18 protein-coding genes are annotated in these 14936 nt (G+C 68.6%); 8 read left to right on the forward strand and 10 right to left on the reverse strand.

The features are described from left to right. Positions 1-16: 16 nt before the first annotated feature. A complete protein-coding gene (gene fusA / locus ACWDAK_RS38400) occupies positions 17-2014 on the reverse strand; it encodes an elongation factor G (RefSeq protein WP_449806557.1) in 1998 nt (665 codons plus the stop codon). Between the two features lie 636 nt (positions 2015-2650). Here fusA and ACWDAK_RS38405 point away from each other — a divergent pair. Then, entirely contained in the window at positions 2651-3892 is a 1242-nt protein-coding gene (locus ACWDAK_RS38405) for a YncE family protein (RefSeq protein WP_427395167.1), read from the forward strand. A 275-nt stretch (positions 3893-4167) separates the two neighbouring features. Here the strand turns inward: ACWDAK_RS38405 and ACWDAK_RS38410 are convergent, their stop codons facing one another. Further along, entirely contained in the window at positions 4168-4602 is a 435-nt protein-coding gene (locus ACWDAK_RS38410) for a hypothetical protein (protein WP_344635824.1), read from the reverse strand. Between the two features lie 336 nt (positions 4603-4938). Next, on the reverse strand, positions 4939-5325 hold the full coding sequence (locus ACWDAK_RS38415) for a hypothetical protein (protein WP_344635825.1): 387 nt from the start codon (positions 5323-5325) through the stop codon (positions 4939-4941). 237 nt (positions 5326-5562) lie between these two features. On the opposite strand from ACWDAK_RS38415, the gene ACWDAK_RS38420 reads away from it, so the two are divergent. From ACWDAK_RS38420 to ACWDAK_RS38435, 4 genes are read left to right on the forward strand one after another with little or no spacing between them, the layout of a single operon-like run. Beyond that, entirely contained in the window at positions 5563-5862 is a 300-nt protein-coding gene (locus ACWDAK_RS38420) for a hypothetical protein (RefSeq protein WP_344635826.1), read from the forward strand. After that, complete coding sequence (locus ACWDAK_RS38425) at positions 5859-7232, forward strand: hypothetical protein (protein WP_427395166.1); 1374 nt, start codon at positions 5859-5861, stop codon at positions 7230-7232. The genes ACWDAK_RS38420 and ACWDAK_RS38425 overlap by 4 nt, the downstream gene beginning before the upstream one ends. Beyond that, a complete protein-coding gene (locus tag ACWDAK_RS38430; RefSeq protein ID WP_344635828.1) occupies positions 7229-7975 on the forward strand; it encodes a hypothetical protein in 747 nt (248 codons plus the stop codon). Before ACWDAK_RS38425 ends, ACWDAK_RS38430 begins: the two co-directional genes overlap by 4 nt. Continuing rightward, positions 7972-8487, forward strand: a complete 516-nt coding sequence (locus ACWDAK_RS38435; protein WP_344635829.1) for a hypothetical protein — start codon at positions 7972-7974, stop codon at positions 8485-8487. The genes ACWDAK_RS38430 and ACWDAK_RS38435 overlap by 4 nt, the downstream gene beginning before the upstream one ends. Before the next feature lie 426 nt (positions 8488-8913). On the opposite strand, the gene ACWDAK_RS38440 is transcribed toward ACWDAK_RS38435, so the two are convergent. The 5 genes from ACWDAK_RS38440 to ACWDAK_RS38460 form a co-directional block, all read right to left on the reverse strand. After that, positions 8914-9117: a DUF397 domain-containing protein gene (locus tag ACWDAK_RS38440; RefSeq protein WP_344635830.1), complete on the reverse strand. Its 204-nt coding sequence runs from the start codon at positions 9115-9117 to the stop codon at positions 8914-8916. A 411-nt stretch (positions 9118-9528) separates the two neighbouring features. Beyond that, on the reverse strand, positions 9529-9825 hold the full coding sequence (locus ACWDAK_RS38445) for a hypothetical protein (RefSeq protein ID WP_344635831.1): 297 nt from the start codon (positions 9823-9825) through the stop codon (positions 9529-9531). 84 nt (positions 9826-9909) lie between these two features. After that, complete coding sequence (locus tag ACWDAK_RS38450) at positions 9910-10749, reverse strand: helix-turn-helix domain-containing protein (RefSeq protein ID WP_427395165.1); 840 nt, start codon at positions 10747-10749, stop codon at positions 9910-9912. Continuing rightward, entirely contained in the window at positions 10739-11260 is a 522-nt protein-coding gene (locus tag ACWDAK_RS38455) for a DUF6879 family protein (RefSeq protein ID WP_427395164.1), read from the reverse strand. The genes ACWDAK_RS38450 and ACWDAK_RS38455 overlap by 11 nt, the downstream gene beginning before the upstream one ends. Next, positions 11244-11465 carry a hypothetical protein gene (locus ACWDAK_RS38460; RefSeq protein ID WP_344635834.1) on the reverse strand — a complete coding sequence of 74 codons (222 nt, stop codon included), beginning with the start codon at positions 11463-11465 and terminating at the stop codon, positions 11244-11246. Before ACWDAK_RS38460 ends, ACWDAK_RS38455 begins: the two co-directional genes overlap by 17 nt. Positions 11466-11630: 165 nt before the next feature. Here ACWDAK_RS38460 and ACWDAK_RS38465 point away from each other — a divergent pair, with 165 nt between their 5' ends. Next, positions 11631-11924, forward strand: coding sequence for a Rossmann-fold NAD(P)-binding domain-containing protein (locus tag ACWDAK_RS38465; protein WP_427395163.1), 294 nt, complete (start codon positions 11631-11633; stop codon positions 11922-11924). A 35-nt stretch (positions 11925-11959) separates the two neighbouring features. Here the strand turns inward: ACWDAK_RS38465 and ACWDAK_RS38470 are convergent, their stop codons facing one another. After that, on the reverse strand, positions 11960-12910 hold the full coding sequence (locus tag ACWDAK_RS38470) for a hypothetical protein (RefSeq protein WP_427395162.1): 951 nt from the start codon (positions 12908-12910) through the stop codon (positions 11960-11962). Between the two features lie 146 nt (positions 12911-13056). Further along, entirely contained in the window at positions 13057-13506 is a 450-nt protein-coding gene (locus tag ACWDAK_RS38475; RefSeq protein ID WP_427395161.1) for an ATP-binding protein, read from the reverse strand. Between the two features lie 121 nt (positions 13507-13627). Between ACWDAK_RS38475 and ACWDAK_RS38480 the strand changes: the two genes are divergently transcribed. Further along, entirely contained in the window at positions 13628-14500 is an 873-nt protein-coding gene (locus ACWDAK_RS38480) for a helix-turn-helix domain-containing protein (protein ID WP_427395186.1), read from the forward strand. Continuing rightward, positions 14497-14691 (forward strand): DUF397 domain-containing protein, encoded by a 195-nt coding sequence (locus ACWDAK_RS38485; protein WP_427395160.1) that lies wholly within the window; start codon positions 14497-14499, stop codon positions 14689-14691. The genes ACWDAK_RS38480 and ACWDAK_RS38485 overlap by 4 nt, the downstream gene beginning before the upstream one ends. The last annotated feature ends 245 nt before the right edge of the window (positions 14692-14936 follow it).

Here is a 14936-nt window from a genome sequence, read left to right on the forward strand (position 1 = left end):
CCGGTCAACTTGACCTTCAGCTGCTCCAGTTCGGCGATCTGCTGGTCGATCCGGGACTGCCAGGACTGCGCCACTCCGCTCCACTCGGCGGTGCTCGGCCGCGCCGTGCCGCGAGGTCACCCAGCACCGCGCCCACCGCGTCGCCCGGCACCGTGACCGTGACCTCGACCACCGGTTCCAGCAGCGTCATCACGCAGGCCTGCAGCGCCGCGCGGAGCGCTAGGCGGCCGGCCGTCCGGAACGCCACCTCCGAGGAGTCCTTGGGATGGGTGGCTCCGTCGGTCAGGGTGACCCGCAGCCCGGTGACGGGGTGTCCGTCGAGGGGGCCCTCGGTCAGGGCTTCCCGGCAGCCGGCCTCAACGGCTTGCACGTACTCCTTCGGCACCCGTCCGCCGACCACCGTGGACCGGAAGGCGAAGCGCTCGGGTCCACCGTCGCCCACCCCGTCCGGGCCGGCCTCCAGCGGTTCCACGTCGAGGACGACGTGGGCGAACTGGCCTGCTCCTCCTTCCTGTTTGACGTGCCGGAACACCGAGCCGGACACGCCGCGGGCGACGGTCTCCCGGTAGGCCACCTGCGGGCGGCCGACGTTGACCTCCAGTCCGTGGGCACGGCGGATCTTCTCCACCGCGACCTCCAGGTGCAGCTCACCCATCCCCGACAGCACCGTCTGGCCGGTTTCGGGGTCGGTGCGGACCGCGAGCGAGGGATCCTCCTCGACCAGCCGTGCCAGCGCCGCCGCCAGCCGGTCGGAGTCGGTGCTCCTGCGAGCCTCCACGGCCGCGGAGACGACCGGGTCGGCCGCCATCGGCGGCTCGAGGACCAAGGGTGCCGAGGGTGCGCACAGGGTGGTCCCGGCGCAGGCGGTCTTCAGTCCGACCACCGCGACGATGTCCCCGGCCACCGCCCGGTCCACCTCCGCGTGCCGGTCGGCCTGCACCCGCAGGATCCGGCCGATCCGCTCGGTGCGTCCCGTGCCAGCGTGCAACACCACGCCACCCTTCTCGATCGTCCCCGAGTACACCCGCAGGTAGGTCAGCCGCCCCGTGCCCGTCGAGTTGACCTTGAACACCAGCGCCGAGAACGGCGCCGCCGCGTCGGCCGCCCGCTCCTGCACCGCGCCGTCCAGGGTGCCGCGTACCGCGGGCACGTCCGACGGCGAGGGGAGGTAGTCCACGACCGCCTCCAGCAGCGGCTCGATCCCGCGGTTGCGGTAGGCCGAACCGCACAGCACCACCACGCCCTCACCGGTGCGGGTCAGGTCGCGCAGCGCACCGGCCAGTGTCCGCGCCGAGAGAGTCGCCCTCGTGCAGAACTCCTCCAACGCGACCGGGTGGAGTTCCGCCACCGCTTCCTCCAGCAGCCGGCGGCGCTGCTGCGCCTCCTCCCCCAGGTCTTCGGGCACCGGGCCCTCCTCGGCCGAGTCGCATCCGTCGGCCCAGGTGAACGACCGCATCCGCAGCAGGTCCACCACCCCGGTGAAGCCGTCCTCCCGCCCGATCGGCAGCTGGACCACCAGCGGAGCCGCGTGCAGCCGCTCCCGGATCGAGGCGACCGCCGCGTCCAGGTCGGCACCGGCCCGGTCCAGCTTGTTGACGAACGCGATCCGCGGCACCCCGTGCCGGTCGGCCTGCCGCCACACCGACTCGCTCTGCGGTTCGACGCCCGCGACGGCGTCGAACACCGCCACCGCACCGTCGAGGACCCGCAGCGAGCGCTCCACCTCGTCGGAGAAGTCCACATGGCCCGGGGTGTCGATCAGATTGATCCGATGGCCGTCCCACGAGCAGCTCACCGCCGCGGCGAAGATGGTGATCCCGCGATCCCGCTCCTGGGAGTCGAAGTCGGTGACGGTCGTGCCGTCATGGACCTCGCCCCGCTTGTGGACCGCGCCGGTGGTGTACAGGATCCGTTCGGTGACGGTGGTCTTGCCGGCATCCACGTGGGCGAGGATGCCCAGGTTGCGGATACCGCTCATGGCGGTGGCGGGCTGACGGTGCTGGTCGGTGCGCATGGCCTGTGGCCTTTCAGGGTGATCCCGGTCAGGACTGCGCGATTCCCGGACGAAGACGGCGTGGCTCCAGGCCCACGAGCGCCCGGCCGGCCGAGTCGGCCTCACCGGGCGGGCCGGCCCCACAACGGGTCGGCCGGCCTCAGGCGTTCGTCACGGACAGCCGGTGCCGGCCGCGCAGCGGGCACCGGGCGGACGAGGACACCAGGATCACCTCGTAACGCGAAAGGGAAGCGGCGGCGTCGATGCGGTCACGCACGGCCTGGCTCCCCTCACTCGTCACGGCGCGCACTGCGACTTACCGGCAGCGCGCGTTCGTGGCGAGCGTAGAGGACCGTGCCCGGACGGGGCACCGGAATTTCCGCCTGACGCCGCATCCGGACGCGTGGTGGAAGACCGGGTCGGCAATCGGCGGTCCGACCAACTCCCGCCCGCAGCAGTCTTGTCGGGCCCGCAGCCGCTCAGTACCGTCGAGTAGCCGAATCCGAACGCGCGCTTCTTCTCGGATCGGCCTCGGCACCAGCCTCGGCACCGCCAGCGTCAGCACCTTCAGCCTCGGCACCGCCAGCCTCACCACCTTCAGCCTCAGCACCGTCACCGAGCGTCGTCCCTTCCACGCACCGCGCCCCGGGAGATCGGATGAGCAGAAAGCACGTCCCCGGCAAGGCCGTTCGGCACCTGTCCCGCTCCGTCTCCGTCGCCACGGCCGCCACCGCCCTGGCCGGCGCGCTCGTGCTCCCCGCCTCACCCGCAGCGGCCGGCAGCGCCGACGCCGGCCTGCTGGACGTCCTGGTGGTCGGCAACAGCCAGGCCGGCACGGTGAGTTTCCTCGACGCCCACACCTTCCGGAACCTCGGTTCGCTGAACGTCACCGCCGACGCCCAGCAGCGGATCTCCGGCATGGATCCCATCCAGTGGATCGGCTTCCAGACCGTCACCTCGATCGAGGGCGGCAACCGCTGGGTGGACGACGCGACGCTCTCGCCCGACGGCCGCCGGCTGTACGTGTCCCGCGGCAACCTGGACGACGTCGCCGCCTTCGACATCGCCACCGGCGCCCAGCTCTGGCGCACCCGGCTGGACGGCTTCAAGGCCGACCACGCCGCGCTCTCGCCCGACGGCCGCCGCTACGTCGTGTCCGCGACCACCGCGCAGAAGGCCGAGGTGCTCGACACCGCGACCGGCGACGCGGTCGGCTCCTTCCCGACCGGCACCTACCCGCACCAGAACGACTACTCCCCGGACGGGAAGTACATCTACAACTCCAGCATCGGCATCACCTCGTTCCCGCAGGCGATGGAGTGGGCCAAGGGAAGCTTCCAGCTCACCAAGGTCGACGCGGCCACCCTGCAGGTCGTGCAGACCTGGAAGTTCCCGCACGGCATCCGCCCCAACACGATCGAGGCCGACGGCCGGACCATGTACACCGACCTGTCCTACCTCAACGGCTTCGCCAGGTACGACCTGTCCACCGGCTCGGTGGTCACCGTGCAGATGCCCTACAGCCAGGCCGGCGCGGCCCTCTCCCCCGACAGCTACCCGCAGAACTCGGCGCACCACGGCCTCGCCCTCTCCGGCGACGGCGCGAGCCTGTGCGACGTCGGCACCATCAACGACTACACCGCGATCGTCTCCACCGCCGACCTCGGCACCCGCGGGACGGTCGACTACCCCACGGGCAGCCTCCCCTACTGGGGCACCAGCAGCGCCGACGGCACGCTCTGCTTCGTCTCGCTCAGCAAGGCCGACGCCGTCTCGGTGATCGACTACCGCACCGCGAAGGAACTCGCCCGAGTCCCGGTCGGCGCCTTCCCCCAGCGCGAACGGACCGGACGGATCGCCACCGACCTGCTCGGCGGCCTCTCCCCCTCGGCGGGCTGAGCAGTCCGGGCCCGGCCGCCCGGAGAACGAGCCAGGGGCCAACGGCCTCACTGGGGATCACAGAAGCAGGGTGCTGTGGGCGTACGGCCCGGCCGCCACCGGAGCGGGTGACGACCCGGCCGCACGCCACGTCCGCGGCCGGATCCCGTTGCTCAACGAATCGACTCGGATGGTCGGCCGCGCAACGAACAGTTCAAGTCCCTTGCCGGTGGTGGCGGTCGCCCCACTCGTCAGACGTCGCCCCCCAAACCGTTCCTCGGGTGTGGCACCAACCGTCACAGGCCCGTTGACACGGGGTTCACCACCCGGCTCCCGGGCTGCCCTGCCCCCTGGGACAGGCTCATCCGCAGCTGTTGCAGCTGAAGACGACCGCGCGGTTCATAGCTACCCACCACGTGGCCGTTCCGGAGCAGTTCCACGTCGTACGGCACCACCTCCATCGCGCGCAGCACCGAGACGACCGGCGTGGCCAGCAGACGCAGCATCAACTCGACCAGCCAGAATATCCCGAGCACGAGGAACACCGGTGTGGCGAGAACCGTCAGGACCTCGGAGATGGGGAGAATCGCCAGCAGCTCGCGGATCGTGCCAACGCCGTCGATGTTCTCCGGGATCCACGCATAGGCGATGCCTGGCCGTACCAGCCGCCGCCAGGCCAGGCGACGCTGCCGAATCCGCCAACCGGTTCCCTCAAAGTCACGCCAACGCATGGTCCCACCCCAGCCTCACGCTTTCACGAGCACGGCCGCCAACGCCTGCTCAAGGAAACGAGGAGCGCCACCGTCCTGGACGACAGGGGCCTGTTAGGGATCCTCGTCGTCGCCAGGAGCCGCACTGCTCGGACCGGAAGCGTAGCCGGTCATAGGCCCGGTGCCGACGTCAGCGCACCGCGAAGGAGCTCGCCCGAGTCCCGGCGCCTTCCCCCAGCGCGAACGGACCGGACGGATCGCCACCGACCTGCTCGGCGACCTCTCCCCCTCGGCCGGCTGAGCAGCCGGGGCCCGGCCGCCGCGAGAACGAGGCTGTGTCACCGAGCCGTTGACTGACTAGAGGTTGCCCGGCCTGACCCCGGGCTGCGCCGACCACTGGGACAGGCTCGTCCACAGCTCCCGCAGCTGGACCCGGCCGCGCGGTTCATAGCTGCGCATCACGTCGCTGTTCCGCAGCAGGTCCACCCGGTACGGCACCACCTCCGTCGCGCGCAGCACCGCGACCACGGGTGTGGCCGCCAGCCGCAGCGCCAACTCGGCCAGCCAGATGATCCCGAGTACGAGGAACACCGGCGTGACGAGGATTACCACCAGTCCGGTGATCGTGTCATCGCTGCTGTCCGGCACCAGCTTCCAGACGACGTTCGGCCGCACCAGCCCCCGCCATGCCAGGCGATCCTGCCGGACCCACCACTTGTTCCCCTCGCTGTCACGCCAACGCATGGTCCCCACCTGGCCTCAAGCTATCGTTCGGGCAGGAAGCGTAACGGCTCATGGGCTCGGTACACACGTCAGCCTGCGGGTACCGGCGGCGGATACCTCGCGCCGGTCCCGCCGTCCGCCGACGGTACCGATCACCAGGCTGCGGTGAGAGTCCGTGAGCCACGCCTTTGGCCCCCCTGTGATCCGCCTATCATTTGATCAACTATTGGATCACGGATTACGGGGGCTTGTAGGCCAATGGGGGACTTCTTCCGCGTCGAGATCAGCGATCTCGACCGCCTGCTGCGGCAACTAGTGCAGAGCCAGCAGGAGTTGAACACCGCACTGAACGCGATGCGTGACACCGGCCCGAAGACGACCGGCAGCAAGGCGCTCGACCACGCCTGCAACGACTTCCAGAACAGCTGGGGCGACGAGATCAAGATGCTCGCCGAGGGCACTGAGCAGATCGCGACCGGACTGGACGAGGTCCGCAAGAACTACGCGGAGTCCGAGCAGGGCATCGCCGGGGCGCTCCGGCCGGGGGCTGCCGCATGAGCGACGACGCGGAGTACCCGGCGCTCGGCTTCAACCCGGCCCCGGGCAACGTGGGCGGCGTGAACGCCCTGGTGGACCAGCTCAACTCGGCGTCCAACGCGATGGAGAACGCCCACAACACGCTGACGTCGCTCGCGAGCGGCAGCGGCAGCTGGCAGGGCGACGCCGCCAACGCGTTCTCGAAGAAGGCCGGCGAGCTGCCCAAGCACCTGCAGCAGGGTGTGGACGCGCTGAAGGGTGCGTCGACCCAGCTGGCCTCCTGGAGTTCAGCGCTGGCGCACTACCAGGACACGGCCAAGCGGTACGAGGCGGATGCGGAGGAGCTCAAGCGCCGCATCCAGGAGGCCGAGGCGCGCAAGGGCGAGGCGACCAACCGCTACGACCAGGCCGCCGGAGATCCGGCCCTTCAACTGATCGGCTCGTACCAGGCCAACGCCCAGGCGCTGGAGGCCGCCAACAGCGCCATCATGGAGGCCTCGAACCGACTGCACGTGGCCGACGGCGAGTTGCAGGCGGCGAAGGCGGAGCTGCACCAGCTGGAGGAGGAACTCCACCACCTCGTCAAGCAGGCCAAGGAGCTGCTGCACCACCACCACGACGACGCGGAGAAGACCGCGAAGGCGCTGCGCAAGGCCGACCACAATCTTCCGCACAAGAGCATGTGGAGCAAGCTCGGCGACGGCTTCAAGGCGATCGGCCACGGCATCAAGAACTGGGCGCACAAGCACGCCGCTCTGCTGAAGAAGATCGGCGACGTCGCGGGCGCCGCCTCGGCCGTCCTGGGCATCGCCGCGCTCGCGACGATGTGGTGCCCCCCGCTGTCCGCCGCCCTCGGCGGCGCCGCGGCCGGCGCGTCGGCGGTCGCCCTCGGCGCGCACGGCCTGGCGAAACTCGGCGGGGCGAACATCAGTATGACGACCCTCGTGATGGACGGCATCGGCGCGGTGCCGGGGCTGACTGCTGGCGCCAAGGCGATTGGTGCCGTACGGGTGGGCGTCAAGGCGGCGACGGAGGCAGGTGAGGTCTTGAGTACCGCCTCAAAGCTCTCCACGGCGGGCAAGGCCTTCGTCAAGGCGGGCGAGGCGGGCTCGTTCATGCACAAGAGCATCTCGGCAGGGGTCACCAAAATTCCTCTGAAGGGGTTGAGTAAGTTTCCGAGCCTCGCAGCAGACATCGTTCCCAAGTTGGACGAGGAGGGCAACGTCGTTACGAAGGTTGTGGGGAAGGGCGACGAGGCCAAGGCCGTCGTCCAGAAGGTGCTCGACCCGAAGTCCTGGTGGTCTCGTGGCACGCAGATCGGTGTCAAGGGCATCGGTCTGGGACTGCACGCGCCTGAGCTGAAGAACGAGCTTTCGGGGAGCCCGGCATGACCGATCCGTTCACGCCCGACCCCTCCGCGACGGCTGCTGCGGAGGTGCCCGCGCAGGCGGTTCCCGTCGATCCGCTGTACGCCGACGACGATGTGGACGTCCGCTTCGAGGTCCCGATCTGGTTCCACTCCCTCGGGCTCGAGATGTCCGAGGAGCAGCGCGCCGCGCACCACGCGGAGATCGCCTCCGAGATCTGGGCCGGCGGCACCGACTACCAGCGGACGACGGTCGCCGCCTGGTACGCGGAGATCGCCGAGGGCGCGCTGGAGGACGGCGTGCTGTACGCGGGCATCAACTACTTCCGCACCGACGACGACCGGCTCGCCACCGCGAACCTGGTCATCCAGGCCGAGAAGATCGACACCTCGGACGCCGGGATCGCCGCAGCCTCCCTGGTCGAGATGCTGTCGGCTGACCCGGATCAGGAGGTGTTCCGGACCGACGTCCACTGCGGGCCCGCAGTGGTGGTCGTCCACGGCCAGGTGTGCGAGTTCGGTCAGGAGGCCGGGGCGCCCGCCACGCTCGAACTCGCCCAGGCGGAGGTGTACATCCCCGTCCAGGGCGCGGACACGCTGCTCGTGATGCGGATCAGCACACCGTCCCTGCCGGAGTTCCCCACGTACGTGACCATGCTGGCGCAGATCGCGGACAGTGTGTACTTCGGGCGTCCGAGCGATGCACCGGGCGCCACTCCGGCCGTCCCGTCAGCCGCCGCATCCCGGATCACGGAGGCCTTCGGATGAGCAACTCGTACGCCTCCGCACCACAAGGCCTGGACACCGGACCACTGCCCAGGCGTTCGGCTGTCGGGCTCTGGTTGCAGTTCACCCTTCAATGGCTGTACAAGGTGCCCTGGAGCCCCATAGTCGCGCTGGACTTCGTCTTCGGGCACGGCGTTCTGTGGGAGCCCTTCGCCGAGCGCACACTGACGCCCCGCAGGCTCCGCCTTGAACGCCGGGGCACCCAGCAGGAATGGGAGGCCTGGGCGGACAGGATCATCCAGCGGCGCGCGGCCGAGGCCATGCAGACGGAGTTTCAGCACCGTCGTTGGAACGCCTCGGGCAAGTACCGCTACAAGCACCAGGAGACCGAGCCGAACTTCCACATCGAGATGCGCTATTACCGAGGCATCGGCGCCGCCGGTGTGGCAGTGGTCGCCGCACGTCACGGCTGGGACGTGGACTGGCAGAGAACCTCCCCGAAAAACTTCGTCCGTCTCGTTTACCGCAGGCCCTTGACGTGGTCCTTCGGATGAGCATCTGGCAGCCGCGGCCGCCGAACACCCCGCCCCGGCCGGCCTCGACGTCGGGCCGCTGCCCAGGCACTCGGCAGTCAGCCTGACCGCACGGTTCGGCCTGCAACACGAGGGCTTGACTGCCACGGCGCCTGGCATGGGGAGCTTCGTGGCCGACCGTAGCAAGCAGCGGCACCAGGACGTCCATGAGGCCGAACGGCGAAGCCCCGCCCAAGCAGGGCGGGGCTTGGGCGGGGCGGTTCAGCGGTGGTGATTGCGTAGCCTGTACGACTGCCGGGTCGCCCTCGGTCTCTCGCGCTCAGGCCCACGGCAGTCGGCCGGTCCACGCGACGTGACCCACTGCCCGCAGCGGAAGCAGAACCCGATGTTGCTCTCGGGATCGAACGCGATGGTCTGCTGACACAGCGGGCAGTTCACTGGGGCCTCTCAGGCGGTCAGGCCGAGTCGCACGGCCTCAGCGGCGATCACGTCTGCCCACGCTTCGGCCGACACGGTGACGATCTCACCGGGCCGCTCGCTGTCGCGCAAAGCGATCACACCGGGGACGTTCCGGGCGACCTGGGGGCAGTTGTTCACCTTGGGGTCGCGACAGGCGACCGTGACGAACTCGAACTCAGGACGTGCGGTCATTGTGCAATGCCCTCTCTCTCGAATCTGTGAGCGGCACCCCGTACGCCTGCCGGTGACAACCCAGGCGGACAGATGCACGGGGCCTTGACCCGGCGGGTGAGTGCCGGGGTACGTGGACCCGACGGATTGCGCCGGGTTGGGGACGGGGGACACTGGCGCCCGGCTACGGCCCAGGGAGTAAGCGGGGGAGGCACTTCAGACCGGGGTGATCGCCGGGGGCGCAGGCCCGTGGACAGAGATCCTGATCTTCACAGAGCCCGCCGCATCGAAGTGATGGGTCTCCCAGCGCATATGGGACATTCGACTTCAGATGACTGCACTGCGTCGGCTCCGAGAGCCACCAACTTACGCCCCCCGTAGTGAAGTTACAGACAAAGGAACTCACAGACCGAGGCCTGGCTCGCACGAGCCTCACCGGGGAGCCGCCGGAGCGATCCGCACGCTGTGGTGCCTGCCACTCATCGCAAAGCTCAGCATCAGGCAGCCGTCACGGTCCAGGAACTCCTGGACTCGCTCCGCTGCGTCAGGCCGGGTCAGGAAGTCCCGGTAAGCCTCTGCCTGCGTGTGGCCCAACGGCAGCGCCCGAAGGGACTCCCAGAGCGCCGCCAGCGCGACGGGCAAACGAGCAAACGTGGCCGGGGCGGCGATGTCCTCGATGGACACGGTGACAGCCGTCCCGGTCGATGCCGTTCCCGCCAGGATTTCCATTTTCTCCCCTTGTCTTGGCCGGTTGGTGGGATGACCAAGCTAGGGGAATTCCTCCCAAACATTCAACGATATTCCTGCCAGCGACTAAAGATCTCTGCGGCACAACGCGGCCCACTCAGCCAGCTTTTCCCTCGCAGCCTCACCGAAGAGAGCATGGCTTTCATATGAAGCAAACTCGGCGAGATAGCTGGACACGTCCCGATGATCGCGGAACACCAAGGCTCCCGTAGAGGTCTCCACAGTCGCTATGCGTTCGTCATAGAGAGTGAAGGTGTTGAGCGGGCAACCCGGCAGATAGCCGCCGATCGGAATCACCCCGAGCCTCACGCTCGGCAGATAGGTCAGCGATGCGAGCCTATCGATCTGTATCGCCATGGCTGGGGCGGGGACAAGGGGCCACCTGACGGCTTGTTCCGTAAGGATGAACGTGAACTTCTTGGAGCGGTCATACAGGACGGCCTGTCGGTCCAGCTTTCTGGCGATCGTCTTGCCGTGGTCACCCGGGATGTGATCGAGGGTGGCCTTGATGTACTCGGGAGTGGAGAGCAAGGCGGTAATCATCGAGAGCAGGAAGAAGCGAAACTCATTCGAGGTTCTTTCAAGATCTGCCAGCTCGGCCTGTTTCTTGTCCAGGCCCTTCCGTCGCAGCGTCCGAGAATCCTGCCACTCGGTATTGGCGATCCTGGCAAGAGCTGTGATCTGGGCCGTCAGGGCAGCTGGGGCCTCCAGCGCCCGCAGGATGCGCTCCACGTCGACGATAGACGGGGTGAGCCTTCCCGTCTCGATCTTGCTGATTTTTGATTGAGAAATGGAACAACGCCGAGCGAGCCGGTCCCCACTCAGGCCGGCTCGCTTGCGCAGTTCTCTCAGCATTTCCGCCAGGTCAGCCTTACTCCTACCCAGCTCTTCAGGATCAAAGGTCAAACCTGCTCACATACTCCAGAAACGGAATGGATTCCGAAACCGCGATTCGCTGGCAGTCGATGAACGAGGCCGGGTCACCCTCGTAGACTTCCCGGCTGATCTGACGGCCATCCGATTCGTAGTTCATGAGAACTACGGTATCCCTGTCAAAAATCCAGAAGTCCTGAACCCCCGGCAATGGGTTCTCTCGATCGGTCACATCGAGGATTCGAATATCCTCACCGGCTCGGGCACTGTGAGCGTAGTACCGCTGGAATTCGAAGCGGAGATAGTCCGACAGCGGGCGGGACAGGACGTGCACTCGGCCGACGCTTCCGCCCACCGCTTTGCGTTGGCGGATCAGGCCAGTCCAATAATCCTCGAACGGGCCCGCGAATCTCTCCCCTGCCAGAAATCGTTGAAACTCTTCGGCCTCCTGCGGCATGCGGTATTCCGGCAGGGTTTCAAGCCGCCACGCCTCCGTCCGGAATTCTCGGAACTTGGCCTGCCACTCGTCACCATCCAAGAACACGAATGGCCTCCCGAAGGACATGCTCGGGAATCTCCACCAAGCCCTCGCCGTCCGGCGGAGTGAAGCCGTCGAAGAGCTCTCCCTGCACCACGAACGACCCTCGGTCGGTGGCGTAGACGTTGGGGCAGTCGTTCTGGCCGCACTCCCCCGACCCGCTGCCGTTGCCTGTACCCGTGAGTCGAGTCAGCCCGGGCCTTTTTGCCATGGCGAACCCCCTTGCCGGCGGCCCCGGTCGGGCCGACTGATGACGACGGTACGCAGCTTGCCCACCTCGGTCCATGCTCACGCGAGACTATTCCCGTCCCGGCATAAAGGATCTTGCCCCAATCGCCGGAGAGCCCCGCAACGACCACCCGCAGCCTTCGCGGTCGTGACCGACTCGGGGCAACCCGTCTCGAAGATGCACGAGCTCGCCCACAGCTCGTCGAAAGCGGCGCTGAACATGATCACCGTCCGCTACGCGCAGGCGCTGCCGGACATCAGGTTCAACGTCGCCACTCCCGGAGAAGTCGCCAACCGCACGTTCGCCGCCACCGACATGAACAACCACACCGGCACGCTGACGGTCACCGAGGGCACCGGCTCGATCATCAGGCTCGCGACGATCGACGCCGACGGCCCGACCGGGACCTTCATCGATCGCCTTGGCCCCGTCGGGTGGTGACCACCGCGCGCAGCCATCCGCACCGCGCCCTGCCCTCAACAGCCCACCGGCTGGGCCGTGCGGGCGGCCCTCAGCAGGTCACGGGCCCGGGCAGCCCCTCGGCGGTTACGGTCCACCGAAGCCGGATCGGGGGTACGAGCCAGGCCGCGCCCGGTGCAGGAGCCGCAAACGCCGGCGCCCGGTACTCCCGGTACGCCCGGTACGGGCGCCTGGCAGCGGCGGCACTCCTGGCGGGCTCGCGGTAGCGGGACGGGCGCCGGGGGCGCGGGCATCTTCCGCTCCAGCCGCGTGCGGAGGAACGCCGCCGGGGCATGGACCCGGTCGGGCAGACCGGTCAACAGCGCTTCTTGGAGGCGATGCTGGCCGCTGTCCCGGGCGAGCCATTCGCAGGCCAGCGGTGCGAGCTCCAGCGCTTCAGCCAGGCCGAGGCGAAGGCGCCGGTCGCGCGCACCGAGCCCGCAGAGCAGGCGTGCCGCCTCGGCGGCAGCCGCGTCGGGAGCGGGCGCCGGGGCCGACTCGGACCCCGGAGGCGGCAGGGCGGGGAGGGAGGTGTTCTCCCCGCTGTTCTTCCCCTTGGGGGAAGTACCGACGTCCCGAGTGCGCTGTCCGCCGAGTGCCGGGTTCCGGTCAGTCGGCGGCACGGCGGCCTCCGTGCCTGCTGCGTCCCAGGCGGCGGCGACCTCCTCCCGGTCGGTGAGCGGAACGCTGGTCACCATGACCTCGGTGGCCCAGGTGCCCTTGGTCGGATGCTGGTACCGGCGGATGTGGAGGAAGCCCTCGGCGATCAGCTGGCTGCGCGCTCCGGAGACGGCCTCCCGCCCCTCGGGCATCCGGTGACCGATGGTCAGGATCGTGTCCCGACTGCCGGGAGGCAGGGACAGCGCCCACAGCAGGAGGGACTTCGCCGTCGCCTTCAGACGCGGGTGGCGGATGATGTCGTGGGAAGCGCGGACATAGCGCGCGGGCGCGATAAAGTGAACGTGCATGAGGAGGTACTGCTCCTGTGCCGGGCCCCGGGGTGTTGCGAGCACCGCCGGGGTCAATCCGTTTGCGTAGTCGCAAGGTAGCACGCCGTGACGGGTCGTCACTCGCGAGTTGCGACAGGACAGACAGAGCATCAGGCACCCTCCGATCACCTTGCTCTGAGGTCGAGTTCCGCCCAGACGGTCTTCACCGGGCGGACGGTGAGGTCAACGCCCCAGCGGTCGGCGAGCGCGGCCACGATCAGCAGACCGCGCCCCGACTCGGCATCCACGCCCGCAGGAGCGCCGAAGTCGCCGGGTTTCGGGAGCAGTTCGGGGCGGGGATCGGCCACGGCGATGCGGAGCGTGACGCCCGGGTCGAGCGAGAGGGAGAGCCGGAAGCTGCGGCCCGGCACCCGGCCGTGCACTGCGGCGTTGGCGGCGAGCTCTGCGACGATCTGCTCGGCGGCCTCGTACAGCTCGCCCCACTCGGCGAGTTGCTGCACGGTGAGCCGGCGCGCGAGGCGGGCCCCGCGGCGGGTGGCGGAGAGCAGCACCGTGAAGTGGCGGGCGGAAGCCGCACATCCGGGCGGGAGAGGGTGACCGATTTCGAGATTCACGTCACTCAGCGTGGCCGGATCGTCGTACTCTGACCAGTGAGGCTCACGGTACGCATCCCGCGCGTACCGGTGCGAGGAGCGGCCCGTACGGGTCGTCGGCGAGGCGGTGGTCGGGGTGTCGGTGTCGGGCGCGGATGCCGCGGTGGAGCGGCGGCCGGAACCGCCGGAGGACGAGGACGGCTCGGCCGATCTGTTCCGGACGATCGGCCGCCAGGTCAAACTGCTGCGCGAACGAGCCGGACTGACCCAGCGTGAGCTGGGCGAACGGCTGGCCTACGGCGAGGATCTGATCTCCTCACTCGAACGCGGACGGCGCACCCCACAACCGGAGTTCCTGGACGCCGCCGACGAACTCCTCGGTGCGGGCGGCCTGTTGAAGGCCGCCAAGGACGACGTCGCCCGGGCGAAGGCACGAGCACGGGTACGGCATCCGGCATGGTTCCGCGACTACGCGCGACTTGAGGCCGAGGCTGTCGAGATTCACTACTACAGCAACCATGACATTCCCGGACTGCTCCAGACAGAGGAGCGAGCGCGGGCCCTGTACGGCATGCGCAAGCCGCTGTTGGACGAGCAGACCATCGAGCAGCGGGTGGCTGCCCGTCTGGCCCGACAGGAGATCCTTACTCGCTGGCCGGCTCCGATCGTGACCTGCGTGATCGAAGAGGCGGTGTTGCGGCGGCCGATCGGCGGCTGGCCGGTCCATGAGGGTCAGTTGCAGCAGCTGCTGCGTCTGGGGCAACTGCGCAGCATGGAACTGCAGGTGATGCCGATGGACAGGCCGGAACACGCGGGGATGGGTGGCCCGTTCATCTTGCTGACCCCCAAGGGACGGGCGCAGATGGGGTACGTCGAGGTGCAGAACGTCAGTCGCTTGAACACGGATGCGGAGGAGGTCCGTATGCTGGCCGCACGGTACGGCAGCATCAGGGCCCAGGCCCTCACGCCTAGGGAGTCCTTGATCCTGATCGAGAAGATCCTGGGAGAACGATGAGCACCGAGGAAACCGCGAGACTGGCCTGGTTCAAGAGCAGCTACAGCGGCAACGAGGGCGGCGAGTGCGTAGAAGTTGCAATCGCTTCTGACACCGTGTTCGTCCGCGACTCCAAGGACAAGCACGGCCCTCGGCTCACCTTCACGCCCGAGGCATGGGCGGCGTTCGCGGCATTCGCCGCGCAGCTCTGATCCTGCGCGCCCCGGTCCGGTGCGGGCGGCGGGCCAGGTCTTCCCACCACGGGCGGCCAAGTCCCCGCGTTCGGGGTAGGTGATCACCGCTCTTCACATGGAGCGCGCTCAGGAGGGTGTCCGGTTCCCCGGTCGTCACATCAAGGCCGAGTAGTTAAGGATTTCGGCCGGGGTGCAAGGCAAGGGTCGAGGTACACCGCAGTGCGCGGAACGCAAGCAACGCGGCCCCGTTGGAGCAGGTGTCG

The sequence above is a fragment of the Kitasatospora sp. NPDC001175 genome (assembly GCF_053598215.1).